We start from the raw sequence: 25,335 nt of genomic DNA, 5'->3' as shown, positions 1-25,335 counted from the left end.
ACTATTCCCTAGACCCCATGGCTTACCAAACCGTAACCATGCGGCGCATGGATTCGCCCATTTCCTTTTCAGCGCCCGTGGACCGTCGTGCGTGGCCGATGGACGGCAAACTCGACTACTGGACGGCGCCGGACGGTTGGGCATTGCGCCGCTATCGCCTTGGCGACGGCGCACGCGGGCGCATGTTGATCCTTAACGGGCGCGGCGACATGATCGAGAAATATCTCGAGGTGATCGATCATTGGGCAGGGAAGGGGTGGGCGGTCACCACCTTCGACTGGCGCGGACAGGGTGGGTCGGGCCGTATGACGGACGATCCGCTCGTCGGCCATGTCCGCGACTTTTCCGATTATATAATTGATTTGAAATCTTTTTCTGCGGAATGGCAAGGTGGCGGCGACGGTCCTTGTGTCATCCTGGCTCATTCCATGGGTGGGCATATGCTGCTGCGGGCTCTGGCGGAGGGCATGCCGCCGCCCGACGCGGCGGTGACGGTCGCGCCGATGCTGGGCCTGCACAGCGCGCCGTTACCCCGCTGGCTGGCCGTGGCAATCGCACGGATCATGGTCGGCCTGGGCCGGGGCGCCCGCCGCGCATGGACGCAGAAGGAGGAATCGGAGCGGCACCGGCGCATTCGTCAAAGGCGACTGACGCACGATCCCGAACGCTATGCCGACGAATTATGGTGGCGCGACCATAGTCGGGATGTCGCGCTGGGTCCGCCGAGCTGGAACTGGGTAGCGCAGGCTCTCGAATCGACTGACCGGCTGGCGCGGTCGCCCGGCGTGGAAAGGATCGCCTGTCCGCTGCTTATCCTGGCGACGCGGGCGGACCAGCTCGTGTCCACGCCCGCGATCCGCCGTATCGCGGCGCGCCTGCCGCACGCACGCCTGCACGTCTACGGCCGGGAGGCGGCGCATGAGATATTGCGGGAACTCGATCCCGTGCGCCTCGACGCGCTGGCGCGGATCGACGATTTCCTGGACGAGGTTGCCCCTTGACGCAGTTCGATATCGTCATCGTGGGCGGCGGCATTGCCGGCGCCAGTCTCGGCGCGCAACTGGCCGGCGAAGCGCGCGTGCTGATGCTGGAGATGGAGGCGCAGCCGGGCTACCATGCCACTGGCCGGTCGGTCGCCTTCTGGGAAGAAACCTATGGCGGCCCCTTGCTCCAGCCGCTCACCACGGCGTCGGGTCCGCTGCTGGCGAAGCCCGACCCCGACTTTCACGACGGCAGTTTCCTGTCGCCACGCGGCACGCTGCATATCGGTCGGCCAGGGGACGAACCCCTGAGGGACGCGCTTCTGGCGGAATTCGCGCGGACCGTCGAACTGCTGCCTGTAAATCCGGCCGACCTGGTTCCCGGATTGCGCCCGGACTGGACGCTTGGCTTGCTGGAGCCCAGTTGCCGGGACATTGACGTCGCGGCCTTGCACCACGCCTATCTGCGGCGATTCCGGCTGCTGGGCGGCGAAACCTGGCTCGAATCGAGAATGGAAGGCGCGCGGGCCGGGCCGGGCGGCTGGCGGATCGAGACGCCGCGCGGGCCGGTTTCCTGCGGCGTGCTCGTCAACGCGGCGGGCGCGTGGGCCGATGACGTCGCCGTGCGCGCCGGCGTGGCGCCCATTGGCATCCGGCCGCTGCGGCGCACGGTGGTTCAACTCCATGTGCCCGCCCTGCCGTCTCCGGAATTGCCGTTGATCATGGACATGGAAGGCGGTTTCTATTTCAAGCCCGATGGGCATGACCGCATCTGGCTGACGCCGCATGATGAGGAACCGTCCGCCCCCTGCGACGCTGCGCCCGAAGAGATGGCGGTGGCGCAGGCGATCGCCCGGTTCGAAAGCGCTGTCGACTGGCCGATAGGCCGCGTCGAACATAAATGGGCCGGCCTGCGCAGTTTCGCGCCCGATCGCGTGCCCGTATTCGGCTTCGATCCCGGCGTGCCGGGATTTTTCTGGTTCGCAGGGCAGGGTGGCTTCGGCATCCAGACCGCGCCCGCGGCGGCTCTGATGGGCGCGGCGCTGCTGACGGGAAATGCGCCCCCCGTGACCGTTGCCGCTATCGACGTCATGCCTTATCGTCCCGATCGGTTTCGATAGGGTAACGACTCCGGGAGAAGGTCCATGGCGCACAAGTTCGTGATCGAAAAGAACAAGGCCGGCGAGTTCGTCGCCAAGTTCAAATATAATGCGGAGGTGATCTTCTGGACAGAGGGTTACACCTCCAGGGCCAGTGCCCGCAACGCGATCGAGTCGATATTGAAGAACGGCCCCGGCGCACCGGTCGAGGAAGCGGAATAGCCCACATTTCGGAATGAAAAAGGCCCGCCGACGCCGATAGCGTCAGGCGGGCCTTTTCATTGCCGGGCAAGGTCCGGAAAGGGCAGGGGAAACCGACTGGTCGCCCCTGCCGCCCTGATTATTCCATGCCTTCGGTGGTGAAGTCCTCACCCTGAACCGCGCCCAGCGGATCGTCTCCGATCGCGGCTTCGGGACCCTGCGCCAGTTCGGCGGCATGTTCCTCGGCGGCGGTCTTCGGCGCGATCAGATGTGCGTCATTGGTTGCCCGCAGCGCAGCGCGCAGCGCGGCGTCGCGGGACGAGGCGGCCACGCGCATACGGTTCATGCCTGCGCCGGTGCCCGCGGGGATGAGGCGGCCGACGATGACATTTTCCTTCAGGCCGACCAGCGTGTCCTTCTTTCCCTGAACCGCCGCTTCCGTGAGGACACGGGTCGTTTCCTGGAAGGACGCGGCCGAGATGAACGACCGGGTCTGGAGCGAGGCCTTGGTGATGCCGAGCAGCACGGGCTTGCCTTCGGCGGGCTGGAAGCCAGGCGCGAGCTTCACGTTGATCTCGTCCATTTCCTCGCGGTCGATCTGCTCGCCCACCAGCAGGGTGGTGTCGCCGGACGCGGTGATCTCGACCTTCTGCAACATCTGGCGAACGATCGTTTCGATGTGCTTGTCGTTGATCTTCACGCCCTGCAAGCGATAGACTTCCTGGATTTCCGCGACCAGATATTCGGCCAGCGGCTCGATGCCGAGCACTTCCAGAATGTCGTGCGGATCGGGGGATCCACCGATCAGGTTGTCGCCACGCTTCACGTAGTCGCCTTCCTGAACGTCGATCACCTTGCTCTTGGGGATCAGATATTCGACCGGTTCGCCGCCATCCTCGGGATTGATGGCGATCTTGCGCTTCGCCTTGTAATCCTTGAGGAACTGGACGCGGCCCGACACCTTGGCAATGATCGCATTGTCCTTGGGCTTGCGGGCTTCGAACAGTTCGGCGACCCGCGGCAGACCGCCGGTGATGTCACGGGTCTTCGCCGCTTCGCGAGAGACACGCGCCAGCACGTCACCGGCCTGAACCTGGGCACCGTCGTCGACCGACAGGGTCGCACCCACCGCCAGCATGTAGCGGGCGGCTTCGCCGGATTCGTCGTCCAGCAGGGTAAGGCGGGGACGCAGATCCTCCTTGGTGCGGGCGGAACCGCGATGCTCCGTCACCACGCGCTGGGCGATGCCGGTGGCTTCGTCGGTCTGCTCGGTCAGCGTCTTGCCGTCGATCAGGTCCTGATACTTCACGATACCCGGCTTTTCGGTGATAACCGGCATGGTGAAGGGGTCCCACTCGGCGAAGCGGTCGCCCTTCTTCACGGCATCGCCATCTGCGAACAGGATGGTGGCGCCGTAAGGCAGGCGGTGCGTTTCGCGCTCGCGGCCTTCGCTATCGATGATCGCGATCTCGCCGTTACGGGCGAGCGACAGGCGACGGCCATTCTTGTCGGTGATGGTCGGCATGTCGCGCAGCTCGATCGTGCCGTCCGACATGGATTCCAGGTTCGACGTTTCGTTGAAGTTCGCCGCGCCGCCGATGTGGAAGGTCCGCATGGTAAGCTGCGTACCGGGTTCACCGATCGACTGTGCCGCGATGACGCCGACCGCTTCGCCAATGTTCACCGGCGTGCCGCGGGCGAGGTCACGGCCATAGCATTTGCCGCAAACGCCCATCTTGCTCTCGCAGATCAGCGGGCTGCGGATCTTGACCGACTGGGTGCCGATGGCCTCGATCTGCGCGATCAGCGCTTCGTCGAGCAGCGTGCCGATGGGCACGATGACGGAACCATCCTTGCTGTCCACGATGTCCTGCGCCGTCGTGCGGCCCAGGATGCGCTCGCCCAGCGAGGCGATGACCGAACCGCCCTGGACGATGGCCTTCATCTCCAGCGCCTTTTCGGTGCCGCAATCCTCCTCGACGATCGTGCAGTCCTGGCTGACATCGACCAGACGACGGGTCAGGTAACCCGAGTTCGCCGTCTTGAGCGCGGTATCGGCAAGGCCTTTGCGAGCACCATGGGTGGAGTTGAAATATTCAAGGACGGTCAGGCCTTCCTTGAAGTTGGAGATGATCGGCGTCTCGATGATCTCGCCCGAAGGCTTGGCCATCAGGCCGCGCATGCCCGCAAGCTGCTTCATCTGGGCCTGCGAACCACGGGCACCGGAATGGGCCATCATGTAGATGGAGTTGATCGGCGCCATCCGGCCGGTCTCGTCCTTGGGCTGGGCGCGGATCTCGTCCATCATCGCATTCGCGACCTGATCGCCGCAACGCGACCAGGCGTCGATCACCTTGTTGTACTTTTCCTGCTGGGTGATCAGACCGTCCTGATATTGCTGCTCATAGTCGGCCACCAGCGCCTTGGTCTCGTCGACCAGCGTCACCTTGCTGTCGGGGATGACCATGTCGTCCTTGCCGAAGCTGATGCCGGCCTGGAACGCGTGGCGGAAGCCCAGCGCCATGATGGCGTCTGCGAACAGCACCGTGTCCTTCTGGCCGGTGTGGCGATACACCTGGTCGATGACGTCCCCGATTTCCTTCTTGGTAAGAAGGCGGTTGATGACGTCGAAGGGCACCTTGTGGCTCTTGGGCAGGCACTCGCCGATCAGCATGCGGCCCGGTGTGGTCTCGTACCGCTTCATATACTGCTGACCGTTTTCGTCGGTCTGCGGCACGCGCGTCACGATCTTGGAGTGCAGTGTCACGGCCTTGGTGTAGAGCGCCTGATGCACCTCCTGCATGTCGCTCAGCAACATGCCTTCGCCCGGTTCGCCCTCGCGCTCCATCGACAGATAATAGATGCCCAGCACCATGTCCTGCGACGGCACGATGATCGGCTTGCCGTTCGCGGGCGACAGGATGTTGTTGGTCGACATCATCAGGACGCGCGCTTCCAGCTGCGCCTCAAGGCTCAGCGGAACGTGGACGGCCATCTGGTCACCGTCGAAGTCGGCGTTGAAGGCCGAACAGACCAGCGGGTGAAGCTGGATCGCCTTGCCTTCGATCAGCACGGGTTCGAACGCCTGGATGCCGAGGCGGTGGAGCGTGGGCGCGCGGTTCAGCAGTACCGGATGTTCGCGGATCACCTCGTCCAGGATGTCCCAGACTTCCTTGCGTTCCTTCTCGACCCACTTCTTGGCCTGCTTCAGGGTCATGGACAGACCCTTGGCATCGAGGCGGGCGTAGATGAACGGCTTGAACAGCTCGAGCGCCATCTTCTTGGGCAGGCCGCACTGGTGCAGCTTGAGTTCCGGACCGGTCACGATGACCGAACGGCCCGAATAGTCGACGCGCTTGCCGAGCAGGTTCTGGCGGAAGCGGCCCTGCTTGCCCTTGAGCATGTCGGACAGCGACTTCAAGGGACGCTTGTTCGCGCCGGTGATGACGCGGCCACGGCGGCCATTGTCGAACAGGGCGTCGACGGCTTCCTGCAACATGCGCTTTTCGTTGCGGACGATGATGTCCGGCGCGCGCAGTTCCATCAGGCGCTTGAGGCGGTTGTTACGGTTGATGACGCGGCGATAGAGGTCGTTGAGGTCAGACGTCGCGAAGCGGCCGCCGTCCAGGGGAACGAGCGGGCGCAGTTCGGGCGGAATGACCGGCACGACGTCCAGGATCATCCATTCGGGACGGTTGCCCGACTCCAGGAAGCTCTCGACGACCTTCAGCCGCTTGATGATCTTCTTGGGCTTCAGTTCGGACTTGGTGACGGCCAGTTCGTCCAGCAGCGCCTGCTTCTCGCCCTCAAGGTCGAGGTCCATCAGCATCTGCTTGACCGCTTCCGCGCCGATGCCGGCGGAGAAGGCGTCTTCGCCATATTCGTCCTGCGCGTCGAGCAGTTCGTCCTCGGTCAGCAGCTGGAACTTCTCCAGCGGCGTCAGGCCCGGTTCGGTGACGATATAGCTTTCGAAATACAGCACGCGCTCAAGCTGCTTGAGCTGCATGTCGAGCAGCAGGCCGATGCGGCTCGGCAGCGACTTCAGGAACCAGATATGCGCGACCGGCGCGGCCAGTTCGATATGGCCCATCCGCTCACGACGAACTTTCGAGACAGTAACCTCGACGCCGCACTTTTCGCAGACGATACCCTTGTATTTCATGCGCTTGTACTTGCCGCACAGGCACTCATAATCCTTGATCGGACCGAAGATGCGCGCGCAGAACAGGCCGTCACGCTCGGGCTTGAACGTGCGATAGTTGATGGTTTCCGGCTTCTTGATCTCGCCGAAGGACCAGCTGCGGATGCGCTCGGGCGAGGCAAGACCGATCTGGATCTGGTCGAAGGTTTCCGGCTTGGCGACCGGGTTGGCGAAGTTGGTCAGTTCGTTCATTTCTCAATTCCTCACTTGGAGGGAAAATTCTTCTGCGAAGTCTTCAGTTGCCGGTGGTAGGGAATTGAACCCTCACCCCTTTCGGGGACCATTGCGATGGTGCGTCTACCAATTCCGCCACACCGGCCCTGATTTTTACTCCGCCGCCGCCGCGAAGCCGTCGTCATCCTCGGCCGCGTCCATCGCGGCGAGTTCGACGTTGAGGCCCAGCGAGCGCATTTCCTTGACGAGCACGTTGAAGGACTCCGGAATGCCGGCCTCGAACGTGTCGTCGCCCTTGACGATCGCCTCATAGACCTTGGTGCGGCCGACCACGTCGTCCGATTTCACCGTCAGCATTTCCTGGAGCGTGTAGGCAGCGCCATAAGCCTGAAGCGCCCACACCTCCATTTCACCGAAGCGCTGGCCACCGAACTGCGCCTTGCCGCCCAGCGGCTGCTGGGTGACGAGGCTGTAGGGGCCGATGGAACGGGCGTGGATCTTGTCGTCGACCAGGTGGTGCAGCTTCAGCATGTAGATGATGCCCACGGTGACCTTGCGGTCGAACCTGTCGCCCGTGCGGCCGTCGAAAAGGTCCGACTGGCCCGACGAGTGGAGGCCCGCCAGTTCCAGCATCCGCGACACATCCGCTTCGCGGGCGCCGTCGAAGACCGGGGTCGCCATCGGCACGCCGCTTTGCAGATGCTCGGCAAGGTCGACGATCTGCTCGGCGGTGCGGCCGTTGATCTGGTCCACATAATGTTCGCCATAGGTTTCCAGCAGGCGCGTCTTCACCGCATCGGGCATCTCGCCGGCCTGCGCGTTCGGATTGGCGTCGCGCCATTCCTCCAGCGCATGCTTGAGCTGCTGGCCAAGGCCGCGTGCGGCCCAGCCCAGATGCGTCTCGAAAATCTGCCCGACGTTCATACGGCTCGGCACGCCCAGCGGGTTCAGCACGATGTCGACGTGGGTGCCGTCTTCCAGGAACGGCATGTCCTCGATCGGCAGGATGCGGCTGATGACGCCCTTGTTGCCGTGACGGCCGGCCATCTTGTCGCCCGGTTGCAGCTTGCGCTTCACCGCGACGAAAACCTTGACCATCTTCAGCACGCCGGGAGGCAGCTCGTCGCCGCGCTGCAGCTTGTCGACACGATCCTCGAACTTCTCGACGATCGACTTCACTGCCTCGTCATACTGCGCCTTGACGGCTTCGATGCCGGCCTGACGCGTGTCGTCCTCGACGGCGAACTTCCACCATTCATGGCGCTCCACCTCGGCCAGCTGGGCTTCGTCGATCACCACGCCCTTCTTGACGCCCTTGGGAGCGGCCGAGGCGGTCTGGCCGATCAGCATTTCCTGGAGGCGATTGAAGGTCGCGCGGTTCAGAATGGCGCGCTCGTCCTCGCGATCCTTCGCCAGACGGTCGATTTCCTCGCGCTCGATCGCCATCGCGCGCTCGTCCTTGTCGATGCCGTGGCGATTGAACACGCGGACTTCGACGACCGTGCCGGCGACGCCCGGGGGCAGGCGCAGCGACGTGTCGCGCACGTCCGAAGCCTTTTCACCGAAGATCGCGCGGAGCAGCTTTTCTTCCGGGGTCATCGGGGATTCGCCCTTGGGCGTGATCTTGCCGACCAGAATGTCGCCCGGCTCCACTTCGGCGCCGATATAGACGATGCCCGCCTCGTCGAGGTTGCGCAGCGCTTCCTCGCCGACGTTCGGAATGTCGCGGGTGATGTCTTCCGGCCCCAGCTTGGTGTCGCGGGCCATGACCTCGAATTCTTCGATGTGGATCGAGGTGAAGACGTCATCCTTCACGATCCGTTCGGAGATCAGGATGGAGTCCTCATAATTGTAGCCGTTCCAGGGCATGAACGCGACGAGCGCGTTGCGGCCCAGCGCCAGCTCGCCGAATTCCGTCGACGGGCCGTCGGCGATCACGTCGCCGGCTTCGATCAGGTCGCCCACCTTTACCAGCGGACGCTGGTTGATGCAGGTGTCCTGGTTGGAGCGCTGGAACTTCTGGAGCGTGTAGATGTCGACGCCCGACTGGCCGGGTTCGACATCGCCCGTCGCGCGGATGACGATACGGGTGGCGTCGACCTGGTCGACGATGCCTGCCCGCTTGGACGCGACCGCCGCGCCCGAATCGCGCGCGACCGTGCCTTCCATGCCGGTGCCGACGAACGGCGCTTCGGCACGCACGAGTGGCACCGCCTGGCGCTGCATGTTCGATCCCATCAGCGCGCGGTTGGCGTCGTCATTTTCCAGGAACGGAATGAGCGAAGCCGCGACCGACACCAGCTGCTTGGGGCTGACGTCCATCAGCGTGATGTGATCCTTGGGCGACATCAGGAATTCGCCGGCCTCGCGCGCGGAGATCAGGTCTTCCGCGAAGCTGCCGTCGTCGTTCAGCTCGGCATTGGCCTGCGCGATCGTGTGCTTGGCCTCCTCCATTGCCGACAGGTAGACGACGTCGCCCGAAACCTTGCCGTCCACGACCTTGCGGTAGGGGGTTTCGATGAAACCATATTTGTTGACGCGGCTGAAGGTCGCGAGGCTGTTGATCAGACCGATGTTCGGGCCTTCGGGCGTTTCGATCGGGCAGATGCGGCCATAATGGGTCGGGTGGACGTCGCGGACTTCGAAGCCCGCGCGTTCACGGGTCAGACCACCTGGCCCAAGCGCCGACACGCGGCGCTTGTGGGTGACTTCCGACAGCGGGTTGGTCTGGTCCATGAACTGCGAGAGCTGGCTGGAACCGAAGAACTCGCGCACCGCGGCCACGGCGGGCTTGGCGTTGATCAGGTCGTTCGGCATCACCGTCGACACGTCGACGCTCGACATGCGCTCCTTGACGGCGCGTTCCATGCGCAGAAGTCCGACGCGATACTGGTTTTCCAGCAGTTCGCCGACCGAACGGACGCGGCGGTTGCCGAGATTGTCGATATCGTCGATCTCGCCCTTGCCGTCCTTCAGGTTCACGAGTTCCTTGACGACGGCCAGGATGTCCTCGGTCCGCAGCGTGGTGACCGTATCTTCCGCGTCGAGGTCCAGGCGCATGTTCATCTTCACGCGGCCGACCGCCGACAGGTCATAGCGCTCGGGGTCGAAGAACAGACCCGCGAACAGCGCGTCGGCGGTTTCGCGCGTCGGCGGTTCGCCGGGGCGCATCACGCGATATATGTCGGACAGCGCCTGATCGCGCTCCTCGGCCTTGTCGGCCTTGAGCGTATTGCGGATCCAGGGGCCGGTGGTGACATGATCGATGTCGAGCAGTTCCAGCCGATCGATGCCCGCACTGTCCAGCTTTTCCAGATTTTCCGGCGAAACCTCGTCACCGGCCTCGATATAGATTTCGCCGGTCGATTCGTTGATCAGGTCATAGGCGCTGTAGCGACCGTAGATTTCCTCGGTCGGAATCAACAGCGTTTCGAGCCCGTCCTTTTCCGCCTTGTTGGCGGCGCGGGGAGAAATCTTGTGACCGGCGGCGAACACCACCTCGCCCGACTTGGCGTCGACGATATCGAACGTCGGCTTCTGGCCGCGCCAGGCTTCGGCGAGGTAGGGAATCTGCCAGCCGCCTTCGCCGCGCAGGAAGGTCACCTTGTTGTAGAAATGGCTCAGTATGTCCTCGGCAGTCAGGCCGAGGGCATAGAGCAGCGCCGTGACCGGCAGCTTGCGCTTGCGGTCGATGCGGACGTTGACGATGTCCTTGGCGTCGAATTCGAAGTCGAGCCAGGAACCGCGATAAGGGATGACGCGCGCCGCGAACAGATATTTGCCCGACGAATGGGTCTTGCCCCGGTCATGGTCGAACAGGACGCCGGGCGAACGGTGCATCTGGCTGACGATGACGCGCTCGGTGCCGTTGACGATGAAGGTGCCGTTCTGGGTCATGAGCGGCATGTCGCCCATGTAAACGTCCTGCTCCTTGATATCGAGCACGGAGCGGGTTTCGGTGTCCTGATCCACTTCGAACACGATCAGGCGCAGCGTGACGCGCATCGGCGCCGCATAGGTGATGCCGCGCTGACGGCATTCCTCGACGTCGTATTTCGGCTCCTCCAGCTCGTAATGGACGAAGTCCATTTCGGCGGTGCCGGCAAAATCGCGGATCGGGAAAACGCTGCGCAGGGTCTTTTCCAGGCCCGAAACATAGCTGATCTTGGGATCGGACCGCAGGAACTGTTCGTAGCTCTCCCTCTGGACCTCGATCAGGTTCGGCATCTGCACCACTTCGTGGATGTCGCCGAACACCTTGCGGATGCGCTTCTTCGCGCCGGTGTTGCTGATTGGGGGAAGAGCCTTGGTCGCCATGCGTGTCCTGCCTGTCTCTGTTCGTCGTGTTTTTCCGCATTGCGGCGGAAATTCAGCCTGGGCAGCGAGGAATAACAGATGATTCGCATCCGCCATTCCACGCAAAAAAGTGCGGGTCGGGACTGTCCGAACCGCACTGGCAGCGTCTTGTAACCCTTCGAATTCCGCCTATTCCAACCGTCGCCGTGCGCTACGCAGCATCGGATCCCGGCAGGAAGCCGAAGGCCGGTCCGAAAGGGGCAATGCCCGTCCGGATCGGATTTCCTGTCGGCATATAGGGAGGAACGGCACGCTTGTGAAGAGCCTATCCCTTCATATCGGACGATCGGGCAGGGCGGACCATCGCGATCACCACTGCCGCGACGAACGCCATGGCTGCGTATGTCAGGACAGGCAGCCCATACCCACCGCTCAGCGCGCGCATCCCGTCCGTCATGGCGGGCGCAATGCTGCCCAGCAGACCGGTGAGGGCGATGATGGTGCCCAGCAGGCCGGGAAAGGCATCGGGCGCGAAACGGTCGTCCAGCAATATCGGGGCCGACTGGCCTGGCAACGCGCTCGCCCCACCCCACAGGATGACGAAGGCGCCCAGGCCCGCAATGCCCCACGGCCTTGCCAGCAGCAGCGACGCGCTGCCCAGCGCCAGCAACAGGCTGGACCCGATCAGCGCGCGGCGGGCACCGATCCTGTCTGTTGCCAGCCCGCCGAGCAGCAGGGCCGGAAGGCCCATCAGATTGGCCAGCCCATAGGCTGCGGTGGCGCGCGTCGCGGTGAAGCCCTGGTCCAGGAGGCTGCTGACCGCCGCGAACAGGATGCCGTTGATGGACAGTTGAAGAAGGATCATTGCCGCAAGAATGCCGATAAAGCCGGCCGCCGCCAAAGGCAGGCGCGGGGTCAAGGCGCGGGCACGGACCGGACGGGAACTGCGAGGCAGCCTTGGCAGGCAGGGAAGGAAAGGAATGCAGGCCAGCAGCAGGCCGGCGGACCATGCGCTCATGGCGCCTTGCCATCCCAGTCGGTCTAGCAGAAGGCTGAGGGCCGGCGGCAGGACAGCCCCCCCAACCAGTGTCGCGCACAGGAGGGCGCCCAAGGCAATGCCACGGCGATCCGCCATGAGGCGGGTCACGATGGTGATGGCGGGCACCAGTGTCGATGCCGCTACCCCGGCTCCGGCCACCGCCATCGCGCCGCTCAGGATGATCCGGTCCGCAGCCATCGCCGCCGCCATCCATCCCGCGCCGACCAGAAAGACGCCTGCGCAAAGCATCGCCCTGACACCGATGCGATCCAGCATATGGCCCACAATGATGTTGGAAAGGCTCATCGCAACCAGGAAGGCGGATGCGGCGAACCCGGCCGGTCCTGAAAAATGCCGTTCGGCGTGCGGTATCAGGACGGTGAGGGAGAATAAGGTGGAGCCCTGAACGAGCAATGCGATCGCCGACAATGCCAGAACCGGCGTCCATGACTGCCCCGCATTGTCACTGGTCTTTGCCATCCTCATGTCCCTTGGCTGCCGGGACTTGTTCCGGCCTATCGTTCATCCGGGGCAATAGCCGGTTTTTGTTTTCGGGGAATATTGAATTTATACAATGTGCTAAATTGCATTCTGTGCTAAAGGGCCCGGTGATAGGATAAACTCGATGCCGATGGGGAGCGGCTACAGGAGGTGCTGGAGTGATCCGCGCGGAGGAAATTTACGACGCTGCGACCGACGACGGGGCGTTCGATCGCCTTGCATCGACGCTGGCGGAGGCGATAGGGGCAAGGTCCGCTGCCTTTCATTGGGGCCGTTCGCCCGCCGATGCCGATGAAGTGAGTTATTCCGGTTATTTCTCGGAAGAGCAGATGGACGTCTACGACCGGGATTTTGCCTTCGACGATGTGTGGGGCGGTGCGCTTCAGGGCCGGTCGGTCAACCATATATGGAATTTCGCCGATCTGGTCGGCGACGACGAATATGAAGCGAGCCGCATCTATAATGAATGGATCCGGCCGATGGGGGACGATACGTTCCGCTGTCTGGGCGGTACGATCCGGCATGGCAGCACCACAGGCTATATCGGCTTTCATCGCGGCAGGACGCAACGGCCATTTTCCAAGCGGGATGTCGGCATCGCCCAACAATGTGTGGCCCATATCGGCCGGGTCATGCACATACGCCGTCAGCTCGACCGGGCGACGCATCGGGGACGCATGCTGCATGCCACACTCGATCTTGTGGGCCATGCGACGCTGATCCTGTCGATGGACGGGCGCCTGCTCCATTGCAACGGCCAGGCGGACATCATGCTCCGCCGGCAGGATGCATTGATGATGCGTCAGCAACGCATCGTCGCGCGCGATCTTGCGAGCGATGCCGCGTTGCAGGCGGCATTGCGCGCGGCGGCGGCGCCGGAAGGCACGCGGTCGGCTGCCGTCATGCTCCGGCGGGAGGACGGGCCGGGCTATATCGTCACCGTGGCGGCACTGATGATCGCAGGCACGCGGCGGATCGTCCTGATAGCAACCGATCCCACCACTATGGACGGCAGTCTGGTTGGCCGCATCCGGTCGCTTTACGGCCTGACCCGCGCGGAGGTTGAAGTGGTGCTGGCGCTGTGCGCGGGCAAGGCGCCGGAAGAACTGGCGCGTGAGCGCGGCGTCGCGCTCAATACCGTGCGCACCCAGATGAAGAATATCTATTCGAAAATGGATTGCAGCCGGCAGTCGGAACTGGTCGCCCGGATCAGCCTTCTGCCGCGCCTGAACGTCGCGGAAATATAAGGGGCCTTCGGTGTCGGCTGTCGGACCGGTGCGGCCGACTAGGGAGCCCGCGCGCGCGGCGCATCCGGTGGCGTGATCCGCACCGTTTCGAACCGCTCCTTGCGCCGAACGCCGCTCAGCGCCGCATCCGGCGTCGCCGAAGGAGCAGGGGCGGCGGCGGGCGTCCGGTCGCGCATGCATTGCGCCTTGGCCGGGCGCGGCGTCTGATCGCAATTCCACAGGGCGCGTTGCAGCCCGCTCGCCGTGTCGTGAATGTAGGCAAAGCTCATCCGGCTCAATTCCGTGTCGCTCAAGGGCAGTTTCGTCGGCGTCGTCCCCTTCCGCCAGGCCATGATCCGGCATGTCGGCCGACCCGCGCAAAAGGTTTGGGCCAATGCTGGCCAGCGGTCGGACGACCCGCCGTCCGGCAGCTCGACCAGGAAGCTCTTGCCGTCGGGGCCGAGGACCGCGATCTTCACGCCGGCCACGGTCCTGCCCAGCATGTCCTCGCCGATTGCCTGCTTCGGCCGGGCGGCGAGCGCGGCGGCGGCTGGCGTGGCGCCGGGCGCATAGGCTCCCTCGCCGATGGCATCGTCACCTGCCCCCTGATGCGCCGCGGACAATCGCGCGATCCGGCCGATCAGCGGTTCGCCATTCGCGCGCGCCAGGCGAAAGGCCGGTGGCGTGCCCCACCAGCCGCGCCAGCGGAAGAAGAGATGCGTGTCCACCGCGGCAATCTTGTCCAGGCTGCCGCTCCAATAGGGCACGACCCAATCGGTATGATAATGGGTGGCAAGACCGACGACCCGGTCGACCTTGCCCGCCAGCGCGCCCTTCGCGATGTCGCGCGCGCGGTCCCATGCGCCGGTTGAGGGCGTTCGCGCCAGGGCGCCGTCGCAGGTGAAGGTAAACTGGCACCCGGTTCGGCGTTCCTGTCCCTGAAACACGACGCCGCATACCGTCTTGGGGAAGGCGGGGTGACGAACGCGGTTCAGCACGACTTGCGCCACGGCCTCCTCGCCCTTGGCATCATCTCCGGCCTCATAGAGCACCGCCGCCGCCAGGCAGTCTGTCGCACGCGCCAGATCTGTCTCGGACCCCGAAAAGACGAAGGGCCGGGCTGCCGGGTTCGGCAATCTGGAAAAGGGAATGGCCGCATTCACCGCCCGGGCCTGGTCGCGGTCCAGGCTGTATATTTCCACGGGTTCCACCGGCGGCGGCGGTGTCCGCGGCTTTCGCGCCAGTGCCGCCGCCACGGGCGCGAACGCGGTACGGTTCCGCGAAGGCCCGGCGCGCGTGTCCCATGCCGCGACGCCCATGGGTACGCCCAGCAATATCAGCGCCCATATAATCCAGGCGAAAGGATGCGCGCGTTCGCTTCGGCTCACGAAGATCCGTCCGCCGCCCTATTCAGGCAGAAAATCGGGTACGGACAGATAGCGTTCGCCGGTATCGTAGTTGAAACCCAATATCCGTGTTCCGGCCGGCGCATCCTTCGCCTTTTGCGCAATCGCCGCAAGCGTGGCGCCGGAGGAGATGCCCACGAGCATGCCTTCTTCCCGTGCCGCCCGGCGCGCATATTCCTTCGCGTCGGCGGGGTCGACCTGAATGACGCCATCCAGCAACTGGGTGTGCAGATTGGCCGGGATGAAGCCGGCACCGATGCCTTGTATGGGGTGCGGGCCCGGCTGGCCGCCGCTGATCACGGGCGACAAGGTCGGTTCGACGGCATAGACCTTCAGTGCGGGCCAGGCCTGTTTCAGAACCTGCGCTGTGCCGGTAATATGCCCGCCGGTCCCCACGCCGGTGATCAGCATGTCGATCGGCGCTTCGGCGAAATCGGCGATGATTTCCTGTCCGGTCGTGCGGATGTGGGCGTCGACATTGGCCGGATTTTCAAACTGTTGCGGCATCCAGCTGCCGGGTGTTTGCGCCACCAGTTCCAGCGCGCGTTCGATCGCGCCCTTCATGCCCTTTTCGCGCGGCGTGAGGTCGAAGCTGGCGCCATAGGCGAGCATCAGTCGCCGGCGCTCGATCGACATGCTTTCGGGCATGACGAGGACCAGCTTGTATCCCTTGACCGCCGCCACCATCGCCAGGCCCACGCCCGTATTGCCCGATGTCGGTTCGATGATGGTGCCGCCAGGCGTCAATTCGCCCGAAGCCTCTGCCGCCTCGATCATGGCGAGCGCGATACGGTCCTTGATCGATCCGCCCGGATTGGCGCGTTCGGACTTGATCCACACTTCGGTGCCTTCGGACAGGTCGCCAAACAGCCGGCTCATGCGGACGTGCGGCGTGCTTCCGATGGTTTCGAGAATATTGGCAACTTTCATTTCGCCGTCTCCTGATTGTGGTCCGCCGCCCTTATGTCGGGTGGGTCGAAGGTCCGCGCAAGGCGCAGTTCGGGAAAGAGTCTGGCCCAGAGGATGGTGATGATGATAGCACCGATCCCGCCGCCGATGACAGCCGGTACCGGACCGACCAGCGCCGCCAGGAAACCGGATTCCGCCTCGCCCAGTTCGTTCGACGCGGAAATGGTCAGCTGCGACAGGCTGGACACGCGTCCGCGCATGGCATCGGGCGTATGGAGCTGGACCAGCGACTGACGGACGAAAACCGATACCATGTCGGCCCCGCCCAATATGACCAGCGCGCCGATCCCGACCTCCATGGCGATGCCGCGCGGCAGGAAGGCGGTGCTGCCGAAAACGATGGTCGCCAGACCGAACAGGATGACCGCGCCCAGCATCTTCAACCCGACCTCGGTCTTCATCGGCTTCACGGAAAACCATAGCGCCATGGTAGCGGCGCCGATCGCGGGTGCAGCCGCCAGATGGCCGAGCCCGGCCGATCCGACATGCAATATGTCGCGGGCATAAACCGGCAGCAGGGCGGTCGCGCCTGCCAGCAGCACGGCAAACAGATCCAGCGTGATCGTCGCCAGCACCAGCCGGTTACCCCGGACATAGCGGAACCCGTCGATCATCTGGCGGATCGGGTGGCGGCTGGTATCGCGTGGCGGCTGCGGCACCGGGCCGATCAGCATCATCCCGGCCAGTGCGACCGCGTAAAGGCTCGCCGCCAGCGCATAGGCCCCCCAGGGCGTTGCCGCATAGGCGTAACCGCCCAGCGCAGGCCCTGCGATCATGCCCGTCTGCCAGGCTACGCTGGAAATGGCGATGGCGTTGGGCAGCACCTTGGGCGGCACCAGATTGGGTGCCAGCGCGCCATAGGCCGGCCCGTTGAACGCTCGGGCGATCCCGACGATCACTGCGATGCCGAATATCAGGGGCAGGCTGACCCAGCCTTCGTAGGTCGCGAAGGCCAGCAGTCCCGACGATATCGTCAGCAGGGTCAGCGTGATGCGCGTGATCTTGCGCCGGTCGAAATGGTCCGCGACCCATCCGGTGACAGGGGTGAGAAAGAAGAGCGGCAGGAACTGCGCCAGCCCGATCAGGCCCAGCTGCGCCGCGGACTGCGCCGTCGACATGGTTTCACGCGCGATATTGTAGGCCTGCCATCCCAGTACGATCATCATCGCATATTGGGCCAGCACCGCGCTTAGCCGGCCGACCAGATAGGCCCGGAAATTGGCTATTCGCAGTGGATGGCGGGGATCGTCGTCGGGCGTATGCATGTCCGCGCTTTAGCGGGGCGGTGATGGGGCGGCAACGGTCGTTTTCCGGTCGGATGCGTGGCATGCTCCGTGTGGGCAGCACGCGCATCTTTGTGCTTCGAGCAGAGTGAGAAGAAACGCACGCTCAAGGTGTCACGCGATCGGCGCGTCGCGTGCCGTGATCGCACCGGGCAGAATTTTCATAATCGCACGATTATGAATCCCTACCGCCGCAGCAAAATCCCGCTGACCGACCCGTTGCGTACCGAACAGACGAAGGGCACCCTCTCGCCGCCATTCTTCCAGCCGACCACGCCCTCGACTTCCCAGCCGGTAGACATGCTCCTGGCCCGGGCCGGGCCCAGCAACATCGCGCCCGGGCCCGCCTGCGCCCCTGCCTTCGCGGCACAGGCCCGGCTTGCAGCGTCGGCGCTGTCGATCGGTCCATAACTCGTCGGAAGATAGGGCGCGCGCCGCGCATCTCGCTGCGCCTGCCGGTCCTGCACGATATCGCTGGCGATGGCGGCGCCTATCACATCATGAGGATCAATAACTGCCTGCGCATGGACGGGTCCCGCGACCAATAGTGCCCCTGTCCAGAACATGATTCTCTTCATGATCCGCCGCCTCCCTGCCGGCCGCCAACCCATATCCTATTTGAACAGGCTGCCCAATATGCCGCGCACAAGTTGCCCCGCGATCCCGCCGGATGACTTGCGGCGCGACGACCCACCAAAGACCGCCCGGCCGATTTCGTTGGCTACCTGCCGCCCGACCGACGATGCCGCCGACCGTGTCGCCGACTGGACCGCCCTGTCTAATGTCGACGGTTTGGCCGCTTCCCGGGCCTGCCGCTTCAGATCCGCCTCGCGCTGCCGGGCCTCCGCCTTGGCTTGTGCGGCGGCGGTCTTGTCGGCTTCCGCCTGGGCTTTCGCCACCTGAGCGGCGGCCGCTGCCGCATCCGCGCGCGCTGCCAGTATCTCTTCCGCGGACTCGCGGTCGACGGCGGCGTCATATTTGCCGGCGCAGGGCGATATGGACTGGATGATCGCGCGCTCCTTCGGCTCGACCGGCCCCAGCCGCGAGCGGGGCGGGGCGATCAGCGTGCGCTGCACGATGCCGGGCGATCCATCCTCCTGAAGCAGCGATACCAGCGCCTCGCCGACCTTGAGCTCGGTGATCGCCGTGGCAACGTCCAGCTCCGGATTGATGCGGAAGGTTTCGGCCGCCGCCTTGATCGCCCGCTGGTCGCGCGGGGTAAAGGCGCGCAGCGCGTGCTGCACGCGATTGCCCAATTGTCCCGCGACATCCTCCGGAATATCGATCGGGTTCTGGGTCACGAAATAGACGCCGACGCCCTTGGACCGGATCAGCCGCACCACCTGCTCGATCTTGTCGGTCAGTGCCTTTGGCGCATCGTCGAACAGCAGATGGGCCTCGTCGAAGAAGAATACGAGCCGAGGCTTGTCCGGATCGCCCGTTTCCGGAAGCGTCTCGAACAGTTCGGACAGCAGCCAGAGCAGGAAAGTCCCATAGAGCTTGGGGCTCTGCATCAGCTTGTCGGCGGCCAGGATATTCACATAACCGCGCCCCTTTTCGTCGACTTGCAGGAAATCGTGGATATCGAGAGCGGGTTCGCCGAAGAAATGGTCGCCGCCCTGACTTTCGAGTTGCAGCAACTGCCGCTGGATCGCGCCGACGCTGGCCTTGGTGACATTGCCGTAACGGGCGGACAGGCTATCGGCATTGTCCGCGCAATGAGCCAGCATCGCCTGAAGATCGCCCAGGTCGAGCAGCAGCAGCCCTTCCTCGTCGGCATATTTGAAGGCGATCGACAGGACGCCCTCCTGCGTGTCGTTCAGGCCCATCAGCCGTGCCAGCAACAGCGGACCCATCTCGCTGACGGTGGTGCGGATCGGATGCCCCTGTTGCCCATAGAGGTCCCAGAAAATGGCGGGGTTGTCGGAATAGCTATAATCGGCAAGGCCGATCTCGTTTGCGCGCGCCACCAGCTTGTCGGCATTCTTCGCGGTAGGGGAACCGGCCATGGAAATGCCGGCCAGGTCGCCTTTGACATCGGCGAGGAATACCGGAACGCCCAGTGACGAGAAACTTTCGGCAAGGCCTTGCAGGGTGACCGTCTTGCCCGTGCCGGTCGCTCCCGCGATCAACCCGTGGCGATTGGCACGGCGCAGGTTCAGATATTGCGGTATCCCGCCATCCTTTTCAGGCGCACCCAGCCCGATGAAAATGCCTTCAGCCATCGTCCCGACCTTCCCCACAAAAGAAAACCGTCATTCCCACGATTGCGGGAATGACGGCATAATCTTCGCGCTGCCTGTCCCGCAAGCGCGATGGCAGCATGGCGCCTATTTGTCCCGCAGACGAATCGGCAGGAACAGGGCCGGCTGTCCCCGGCGCAACACCTGGAGCAGGATGGCGTTGCGGCCCTGCGAGGCGACAGCCTTGACCTGCGCATCCAGTTCCGCCTGCGTTGTGACCGGGCGGTTATTCGCGCTCAGGATGACATCGCCCCGCCGCAGGCCCTTGGCGCCGGCATCGGTGGAACCGTCGACGGCCGTAATGACGATCCCGCGCGTGTCCGCCGGTACGCCGAGTTGCCGGACGATGCCCGGCGTCAGCGGAATTGCGGCGATCCCCAGCGACTGCTCGGCGGCCTTGCCGGGCGCCTGCTGCTGGCTGTTGAAATCGTCATCGTCCTGGCTCTGGGCGAAACTGTTGAGTTCGTCCTCCGGAGGGCGTTCGCCTACGGTCGCGCTGACGGTCATCCTCTGGCCGTTGCGGATCAGGACGATCGGCACCTTCGACCCGATCGGCTGGCTCGCGACGATCGACGACAGGTTCTGGTCCGGGTTCACTTCCTGGCCGTTCACGCTGACGATCACGTCGCCCGCCTTGATCCCGGCCTTGTCGGCGCCCTTGCCCGGCTCGACACCCTGGATGAACTCGCCGCTATTCTTGGGCAGGCCGAGCGAGTCTGCCAGATCGTCGCCCAGCGGGCTGATCTGCACGCCCAGATAGCCGCGCTTGACCGTCTGCCCCTTCATCAGGGTCGTGACGATCGGCGCCGCCTGTTCCGACGGGATGGCGAAGCCGATGCCGACATTGCCGCCCGACGGCGAGAGGATCTGGCTGTTGATGCCGATCACGTTGCCGCGCATGTCGAACATCGGGCCGCCGGAGTTGCCCTGGTTGATCGACGCGTCGGTCTGGATGAACTTGTCGTAGGTGCCGCCGGTGCCGCGATGCAGGGCGGAAATAATGCCCGCCGTCACTGTGCCGGACAGGGCGAACGGGTTGCCGATCGCAACCACCCAGTCGCCCACGCGTGCCTTGTTGCTGTCGCCGAACTTGACGAAGGGAAGGGGCTTCTTGGCTTCTATCTTCAGCACCGCGATGTCGGTCGCCGGATCGCGGCCGACCAGCTTGGCGGTATATTCTTCGCGGTTCGTGAGCGTGACCGTGATCGAATCCACGCTCGCGCCTTCGGCACCGGCCGACACGACGTGATTGTTGGTGACGATATAGCCGTCGGCCGAAATGATGAAGCCGGAACCGAGCGACTGCGCCTGACGGGTCTGGGGCTGCCCTTGGCCGAACAATTCGCCGAAGGGAGTCCCCGCAAACGGGTTCTGCACCTGAACGCGCTGCTTGGTCGAAATATTGACCACCGCGGGTTGGAGCTTTTCCACCATGTCGGCCAGACTGGCTGGCGCGCCTGCGGGGGCTGCGGCGGTCAGCCCTTCATTCTGGGCGACCTGCGCGCCGACATAGGGGCTGGAAGTGACGGCGATGGCGGTGCCGCCAAGCAGCAGGGCGCCGGTAATAGCATAAGCGTAACGCACTCGTGACGGTCCTCTCTGATCTTCAGGGAATGGAAGGCGGGACTCTCAAGGAAGCCCTGACATGCGCCGCGCAGTCTTAACCCTCATTGAATGACGCTGGTTCCGTAATGATCCCGTTTCGGTTCAGCGCCCTCCCTGGAACTGGCGCAGGAACTGGTTGTCCGGAGACAGGATGATGTTGGTTTCGCCGCTGCGATCCGGCGAGAAAGTGTAGCGATAGCTCTGCATGGCCCGGTAGAAATCATAGAATCCGGGGTCCTTGCCAAAGCTTTCCGCATAGATGCGCGCCGCATTGGCATCCGCTTCGGCGCGGATGATCTGCGCCTGCTTCGCGCCCTGCGCACGAATGGTCAGTGCCTCCTGCTCGCGCGCGGTGCGCATGCGGGTGAAGGCGCTTTCCAGGGGCGTGCCGTCCGGCAGGTCGGCACGCTTGATCCGCACGTCGACGATCTCCGCGCCATATTGGCGCGCGACGCGGTTGAGACCGGTCTCGATATTCTGCATCACCTGCCCGCGCTCGGGACTGAGCAGCGCGGCGAAGGGACGCTTGCCCAGTTCGTTGCGCAGCGCCGAACCCAGGATCGGGCGCAGCGCGTCCGACACGCGGTCCTCACTGCCAGCCGCGATGTACATGCGCAGCGGATCTACGATGCGATAGCGGGCGAACGCGTCGACCTGAAGGCGCAACTGGTCGGTCGACAGCACCTGCTGGCGCTCCATCTCCACCGACAGCACGCGCTTGTCGATCCAGACGATCTGGTCGACGAACGGCATGCGCAGGATCGCGCCGGCACCGGTCTGGCCGAAGCTTTCCTTCGGATTATAGCGGTTGATGATATATTTGGGATCGCCGAAGCGGACGATAACGCCCTGCTTGGTTTCGGGCACGATGGCGACGGTGCTGCCGAAGATGATCAGCAGTACAAGCGCAATCAGCGCGAGCGCGACGGGATGGCGGAAAATACCGGACATCACTGGCCCTCCGTCGCATTGCCGCCGCTCGTCGCCGGGGCGGCCTGCGCCCTGCGCTTGAGTTCGGGCAGGGGAAGATAGGGCGTCACGTTTCCATTCTCCACGATGGTCTTGTCGACGGACGACAGCACGCCTTCCATCGTTTCATAATACATGCGGCGGCGCGTCACTTCCGGTGACAGGCGATATTGCTCGTACACCTTGTCGAATGCGGCGGCCTCGCCCTGCGCCTTCGCCGTCACCTGCTGCGCGGCGGCGCGCGCTTCGTTGAGGTAGGTCTGCGCGGTCTGCTGCGCCGCCGACACCGCCTTGAACGCATCGTTGACGGCTGTCGGCGGATCGGCCTGCTTGATCGCGACGCCCTGGATCAGGATGCCCGACTTGTAGCCGTCCAATATCTCCTGCATCCTTTGTTCGACCTGCTGCTCGATCGTCGTGCGACCGGCACCCAGCGCGTCGTCCAGGCTGACGCTCGCCAGAACCGCGCGCATCGCGCTTTCCGCCACTTCCTTGACCGTCGAATCGGGGTCGGAAAGCTGGAACAGGTACAGTTCCGGATTGCGGATGTTCCAGCGCACCGAATAGGCCAGATCGATGATGTTCTGGTCGCCCGTCAGCACCAGATTTTCGCTCTCCGCGCTCAGCGATCCGATATCGATCGTCCGGATTTCCTCGACATCGACCGTGGTGACTGCTTCGAACGGAGCGGGCATCGTCATGCTGATGCCGGGGGAAAGCGTGCGGCTATATTTGCCGAAGAAGGTGACAACGCCGCGTTCCTGCGGGCCGACCCGGTGAAAACTGGTCAGCAGCAGCCACAGCACCACGACAATGCCGATGGCCACGGGCCAGAGCGTCTTTCCCCCCGGACGAGGCGGCAAATTGCCAAAGCCGCCGCCGCCCTGGCCGAAACTTTCACGTCCGCGCCGCAATAGTTCCTCGATCGCGGACGGGCCTTTCTGGCCGCCCGGTCGTCCCGGCTGAGTCCATGGGTTGCGCGGGCCGCCGTCGCCGCCCTTCTGTCCGTCTCCGCTGCCTTCCGGCCCGTCGCCGCCCTTGCCGCCGTTTCCACCCCAGGGGCCTTGCGCCATGCTTGCGATGCCGGGCATCCACCCGAATAATCTCTTCATGCGCCCTTCTATAGGAAGGGTCGCGCGCGAAAAACAGTGCCATCGCTCCGATAATTTCCTAGAGGGCGCGCCATGACCGACCTGACTGATTTCGCCGCCCGCCTTTCCGCCCTGACCGACGGTCGCGCCAGCACGCCGCGCGTCAAGGACGGGGTGATGACGCTGGCGCTCGATGTCGGCGGGCTTGCGCCCGAACGGCGTGACGGGCTGGCCGCCGCCATACGCGAGGGCGCACTGACGGTGCCGGGCGTTACCGACGTGCGCATCGCGATGACCGCTGAACGCCGGGCGTTGCGGATATTGGCGGTGGCGTCCGGCAAGGGCGGTGTCGGGAAATCCACCCTGTCGGCCAATCTGGCCGTCGCCCTGTCCCGGCTGGGGATCAGGGTCGGACTGGTCGACGCGGATATTTACGGCCCGTCGCAGGCGCGCCTGATGGGCAGCGAGGATCGCAAGCCTGTCGCGCGCGACAAGAAGCTGGTGCCGGTAACCGGCGTGGCGGGGATACCGATGCTCTCGATGGCGCATCTGGTCGAACCCGGCAAGGCACTGGCCTGGCGCGGCCCGATGGTCAGCGGCGCGCTCGGCCAGTTGATCGATGCGGAATGGGGCGACGTGGAATTGCTGGTCGTCGACCTGCCGCCGGGCACCGGAGACATTCAGTTGTCCATGGTACAGAAGCACAAGCCGGCGGGCACCGTCATCGTATCGACGCCCCAGGATCTGGCGCTCATCGATGCGACGCGGGCGATCAGCCTGTTCGAACAGGCCGGGGTGCCGGTGCTCGGGCTGGTCGAGAATATGGCGGGCTATGCCTGCCCGCATTGCGGCGAGGTTTCGGATCCCTTCGGCCAGGGCGGCGCGGAAGCGACCGCGCAGCAACTGGGGTTGCCGTTCCTGGGACGTATCCCGCTGGCCATTGACATCAGGCGGCAATCCGACGCGGGGGACCCTCCGGCAGCGGGGGATGGGCCCTATGGCGACGCCTTTCGCGCGATCGCGCGGACCGTTGCGGACCGGATCGGGATGATAGCGTGCTGATTACAGGTCGAGATGGAAAAACCGGTTGAACGCGCTCTGGCGATAGTCGCCGAAGGCGGGGCCTTCGCGGAAGCCGTTTGCGCGATAGAGGGCAATGGCGGGTTCGAACGCCGCTCCGCTGCCTGTTTCCAGGCTCAGCCTGCTTATCCCCCGGGCGCGTGCCTGCGCGATAAGGTGCCGCAGCATCGCGGTACCGACACCCCGGCGCAGATGATCGGGATGAGTGCGCATCGACTTGATCTCGCCATGACCGGCACTGACGGTGCGCAACGCGCCGACTCCCGCTATGCTGCTGCCGTCCCAGGCGGTCCACACCTGTATGTCGGGAGTTTGCAGGCCGGTCAGGTCGAGCGCGAACACGCTGTCCGCTGGTGACGTCGCCTGCATCCCGGCGAGATGCAGGGCGAGCAGGCCACAGGTCCGTGCATCGCTCAGGTCGTCAGGACGGATGTCAAACATGGCCGAGATGCTATACCGATTGCCGTGCGGATGGAACGGATCGCCCGAGACGGACGTCCTTCCGCCGAAGGAGGACATTCATGCCGCTTACCGCATCGCACGACATCGCCGATCTGTTGGGAGGCGTGCGCACCATAGCGCTCGTCGGTATTTCTGATCGGCCCGACCGCCCCAGCTATACCGTCATGAAATTCCTTCAGGATCACGGCTACCGGGTGTTGCCGGTCAATCCGCAGATCGCCGGCGAGCATGTCCACGGCGAATTTGTCTGGAACAGCCTGTCCGACATCGGCGTGCCGATCGACATGGTCGACATATTCCGCCGCAGCGAAGCGGCCGGCCAGGCCGTCGACGATGCCATCGCCATCGGTGCGAAGTCGGTGTGGATGCAACTGGCGGTGGTCAATCCCGACGCTGCCGCCCGCGCGGAAGCAGCCGGGCTGAAAGTCGTGATGGACCGTTGCCCGGTCATCGAGATCAAACGCCTGGGACTCGCGCCCTTACCTGCGGATTAAGGCTTTCCACGCCGG

The 25,335-nt window shown here is 64.3% G+C and carries 18 protein-coding genes and 1 tRNA gene; 6 read left to right on the top strand and 13 right to left on the bottom strand.

The window, feature by feature from the left end:
- Positions 1-47: 47 nt before the first annotated feature.
- Genes J3E64_RS11300 through J3E64_RS11290 form a run of 3 tightly spaced genes read left to right on the top strand, consistent with a single transcriptional unit; the run spans position 48 to position 2,302 of the window.
- Entirely contained in the window at positions 48-1,001 is a 954-nt protein-coding gene (locus J3E64_RS11300) for an alpha/beta fold hydrolase (protein ID WP_253343021.1), read from the top strand.
- The gene (locus J3E64_RS11295) at positions 998-2,101 is read left to right on the top strand and encodes an FAD-binding oxidoreductase (protein ID WP_253342845.1); all 1,104 of its coding nucleotides are present in this window, start codon (positions 998-1,000) and stop codon (positions 2,099-2,101) included. Before J3E64_RS11300 ends, J3E64_RS11295 begins: the two co-directional genes overlap by 4 nt.
- A gap of 24 nt (positions 2,102-2,125) precedes the next feature.
- A complete protein-coding gene (locus J3E64_RS11290) occupies positions 2,126-2,302 on the top strand; it encodes a DUF1508 domain-containing protein (protein ID WP_253342844.1) in 177 nt (58 codons plus the stop codon).
- A gap of 118 nt (positions 2,303-2,420) precedes the next feature.
- Here J3E64_RS11290 and rpoC read toward each other — a convergent pair whose 3' ends face one another.
- The 4 genes from rpoC to J3E64_RS11270 form a co-directional block, all read right to left on the bottom strand.
- Complete coding sequence (rpoC, locus tag J3E64_RS11285; RefSeq protein WP_253342843.1) at positions 2,421-6,674, bottom strand: DNA-directed RNA polymerase subunit beta'; 4,254 nt, start codon at positions 6,672-6,674, stop codon at positions 2,421-2,423.
- 48 nt (positions 6,675-6,722) lie between these two features.
- Positions 6,723-6,801: transfer RNA gene (locus tag J3E64_RS11280), tRNA-OTHER, on the bottom strand.
- Between the two features lie 8 nt (positions 6,802-6,809).
- Entirely contained in the window at positions 6,810-10,973 is a 4,164-nt protein-coding gene (rpoB, locus tag J3E64_RS11275) for a DNA-directed RNA polymerase subunit beta (RefSeq protein ID WP_253342842.1), read from the bottom strand.
- Between the two features lie 304 nt (positions 10,974-11,277).
- Positions 11,278-12,471 carry an MFS transporter gene (locus J3E64_RS11270; protein WP_253342841.1) on the bottom strand — a complete coding sequence of 398 codons (1,194 nt, stop codon included), beginning with the start codon at positions 12,469-12,471 and terminating at the stop codon, positions 11,278-11,280.
- 179 nt (positions 12,472-12,650) lie between these two features.
- Between J3E64_RS11270 and J3E64_RS20835 the strand changes: the two genes are divergently transcribed.
- The gene (locus tag J3E64_RS20835; RefSeq protein ID WP_253342840.1) at positions 12,651-13,739 is read left to right on the top strand and encodes a helix-turn-helix transcriptional regulator; all 1,089 of its coding nucleotides are present in this window, start codon (positions 12,651-12,653) and stop codon (positions 13,737-13,739) included.
- A gap of 38 nt (positions 13,740-13,777) precedes the next feature.
- On the opposite strand, the gene J3E64_RS11260 is transcribed toward J3E64_RS20835, so the two are convergent.
- From J3E64_RS11260 to hflK, 8 genes are all read right to left on the bottom strand, one after another.
- The gene (locus J3E64_RS11260; RefSeq protein WP_253343019.1) at positions 13,778-15,037 is read right to left on the bottom strand and encodes a cell wall hydrolase; all 1,260 of its coding nucleotides are present in this window, start codon (positions 15,035-15,037) and stop codon (positions 13,778-13,780) included.
- 87 nt (positions 15,038-15,124) lie between these two features.
- Positions 15,125-16,054 (bottom strand): cysteine synthase A, encoded by a 930-nt coding sequence (gene cysK / locus J3E64_RS11255; protein WP_253342839.1) that lies wholly within the window; start codon positions 16,052-16,054, stop codon positions 15,125-15,127.
- Positions 16,051-17,358, bottom strand: coding sequence for an MFS transporter (locus J3E64_RS11250; protein ID WP_253342838.1), 1,308 nt, complete (start codon positions 17,356-17,358; stop codon positions 16,051-16,053). Before J3E64_RS11250 ends, cysK begins: the two co-directional genes overlap by 4 nt.
- A gap of 203 nt (positions 17,359-17,561) precedes the next feature.
- A complete protein-coding gene (locus J3E64_RS11245) occupies positions 17,562-17,954 on the bottom strand; it encodes a hypothetical protein (protein WP_253342837.1) in 393 nt (130 codons plus the stop codon).
- Positions 17,955-17,990: 36 nt separating this feature from the next.
- Positions 17,991-19,601, bottom strand: a complete 1,611-nt coding sequence (locus tag J3E64_RS11240; protein ID WP_253342836.1) for a helicase HerA-like domain-containing protein — start codon at positions 19,599-19,601, stop codon at positions 17,991-17,993.
- Positions 19,602-19,706: 105 nt separating this feature from the next.
- Positions 19,707-21,203 (bottom strand): Do family serine endopeptidase, encoded by a 1,497-nt coding sequence (locus tag J3E64_RS11235; protein WP_253342835.1) that lies wholly within the window; start codon positions 21,201-21,203, stop codon positions 19,707-19,709.
- A 123-nt stretch (positions 21,204-21,326) separates the two neighbouring features.
- The gene (gene hflC, locus J3E64_RS11230; RefSeq protein WP_253342834.1) at positions 21,327-22,175 is read right to left on the bottom strand and encodes a protease modulator HflC; all 849 of its coding nucleotides are present in this window, start codon (positions 22,173-22,175) and stop codon (positions 21,327-21,329) included.
- Positions 22,175-23,305 (bottom strand): FtsH protease activity modulator HflK, encoded by a 1,131-nt coding sequence (gene hflK / locus J3E64_RS11225; protein ID WP_253342833.1) that lies wholly within the window; start codon positions 23,303-23,305, stop codon positions 22,175-22,177. The genes hflC and hflK overlap by 1 nt, the downstream gene beginning before the upstream one ends.
- Positions 23,306-23,377: 72 nt before the next feature.
- Between hflK and J3E64_RS11220 the strand changes: the two genes are divergently transcribed.
- Entirely contained in the window at positions 23,378-24,346 is a 969-nt protein-coding gene (locus J3E64_RS11220; RefSeq protein WP_301287245.1) for an Mrp/NBP35 family ATP-binding protein, read from the top strand.
- Here J3E64_RS11220 and J3E64_RS11215 read toward each other — a convergent pair whose 3' ends face one another.
- Entirely contained in the window at positions 24,347-24,805 is a 459-nt protein-coding gene (locus tag J3E64_RS11215; RefSeq protein ID WP_253342832.1) for a GNAT family N-acetyltransferase, read from the bottom strand.
- An 80-nt stretch (positions 24,806-24,885) separates the two neighbouring features.
- Between J3E64_RS11215 and J3E64_RS11210 the strand changes: the two genes are divergently transcribed.
- Positions 24,886-25,320, top strand: coding sequence for a CoA-binding protein (locus J3E64_RS11210; protein WP_253342831.1), 435 nt, complete (start codon positions 24,886-24,888; stop codon positions 25,318-25,320).
- Positions 25,321-25,335 lie beyond the last annotated feature (15 nt).

This window comes from Sphingobium sp. OAS761 (assembly GCF_024168485.1).
In the GTDB taxonomy this organism is placed as follows: Bacteria; Pseudomonadota; Alphaproteobacteria; order Sphingomonadales; family Sphingomonadaceae; genus Sphingobium.
The sequence above is the reverse complement of the archived record's forward strand: the minus strand, read 5'-3'. Positions and strand labels throughout refer to the sequence as shown.

Excerpts from the sequence above, each read along its gene's own strand:
- J3E64_RS11300 (WP_253343021.1), top strand. The coding sequence starts at position 48 with ATGGATTCGCCCATTTCCTTTTCAGCGCCCGTGGACCGTCGTGCGTGG.
- J3E64_RS11270 (WP_253342841.1), bottom strand. The coding sequence starts at position 12,471 with ATGGCAAAGACCAGTGACAATGCGGGGCAGTCATGGACGCCGGTTCTG.
- J3E64_RS11250 (WP_253342838.1), bottom strand. The coding sequence starts at position 17,358 with ATGCATACGCCCGACGACGATCCCCGCCATCCACTGCGAATAGCCAAT.
- J3E64_RS11240 (WP_253342836.1), bottom strand. The coding sequence starts at position 19,601 with ATGGCTGAAGGCATTTTCATCGGGCTGGGTGCGCCTGAAAAGGATGGC.
- J3E64_RS11290 (WP_253342844.1), top strand. The coding sequence starts at position 2,126 with ATGGCGCACAAGTTCGTGATCGAAAAGAACAAGGCCGGCGAGTTCGTC.
- J3E64_RS11210 (WP_253342831.1), top strand. The coding sequence starts at position 24,886 with ATGCCGCTTACCGCATCGCACGACATCGCCGATCTGTTGGGAGGCGTG.
- J3E64_RS11215 (WP_253342832.1), bottom strand. The coding sequence starts at position 24,805 with ATGTTTGACATCCGTCCTGACGACCTGAGCGATGCACGGACCTGTGGC.
- hflK (WP_253342833.1), bottom strand. The coding sequence starts at position 23,305 with ATGAAGAGATTATTCGGGTGGATGCCCGGCATCGCAAGCATGGCGCAA.
- J3E64_RS11260 (WP_253343019.1), bottom strand. The coding sequence starts at position 15,037 with ATGGGCGTCGCGGCATGGGACACGCGCGCCGGGCCTTCGCGGAACCGT.
- rpoB (WP_253342842.1), bottom strand. The coding sequence starts at position 10,973 with ATGGCGACCAAGGCTCTTCCCCCAATCAGCAACACCGGCGCGAAGAAG.
- J3E64_RS11220 (WP_301287245.1), top strand. The coding sequence starts at position 23,378 with ATGACCGACCTGACTGATTTCGCCGCCCGCCTTTCCGCCCTGACCGAC.
- cysK (WP_253342839.1), bottom strand. The coding sequence starts at position 16,054 with ATGAAAGTTGCCAATATTCTCGAAACCATCGGAAGCACGCCGCACGTC.
- J3E64_RS11245 (WP_253342837.1), bottom strand. The coding sequence starts at position 17,954 with ATGAAGAGAATCATGTTCTGGACAGGGGCACTATTGGTCGCGGGACCC.
- rpoC (WP_253342843.1), bottom strand. The coding sequence starts at position 6,674 with ATGAACGAACTGACCAACTTCGCCAACCCGGTCGCCAAGCCGGAAACC.
- hflC (WP_253342834.1), bottom strand. The coding sequence starts at position 22,175 with ATGTCCGGTATTTTCCGCCATCCCGTCGCGCTCGCGCTGATTGCGCTT.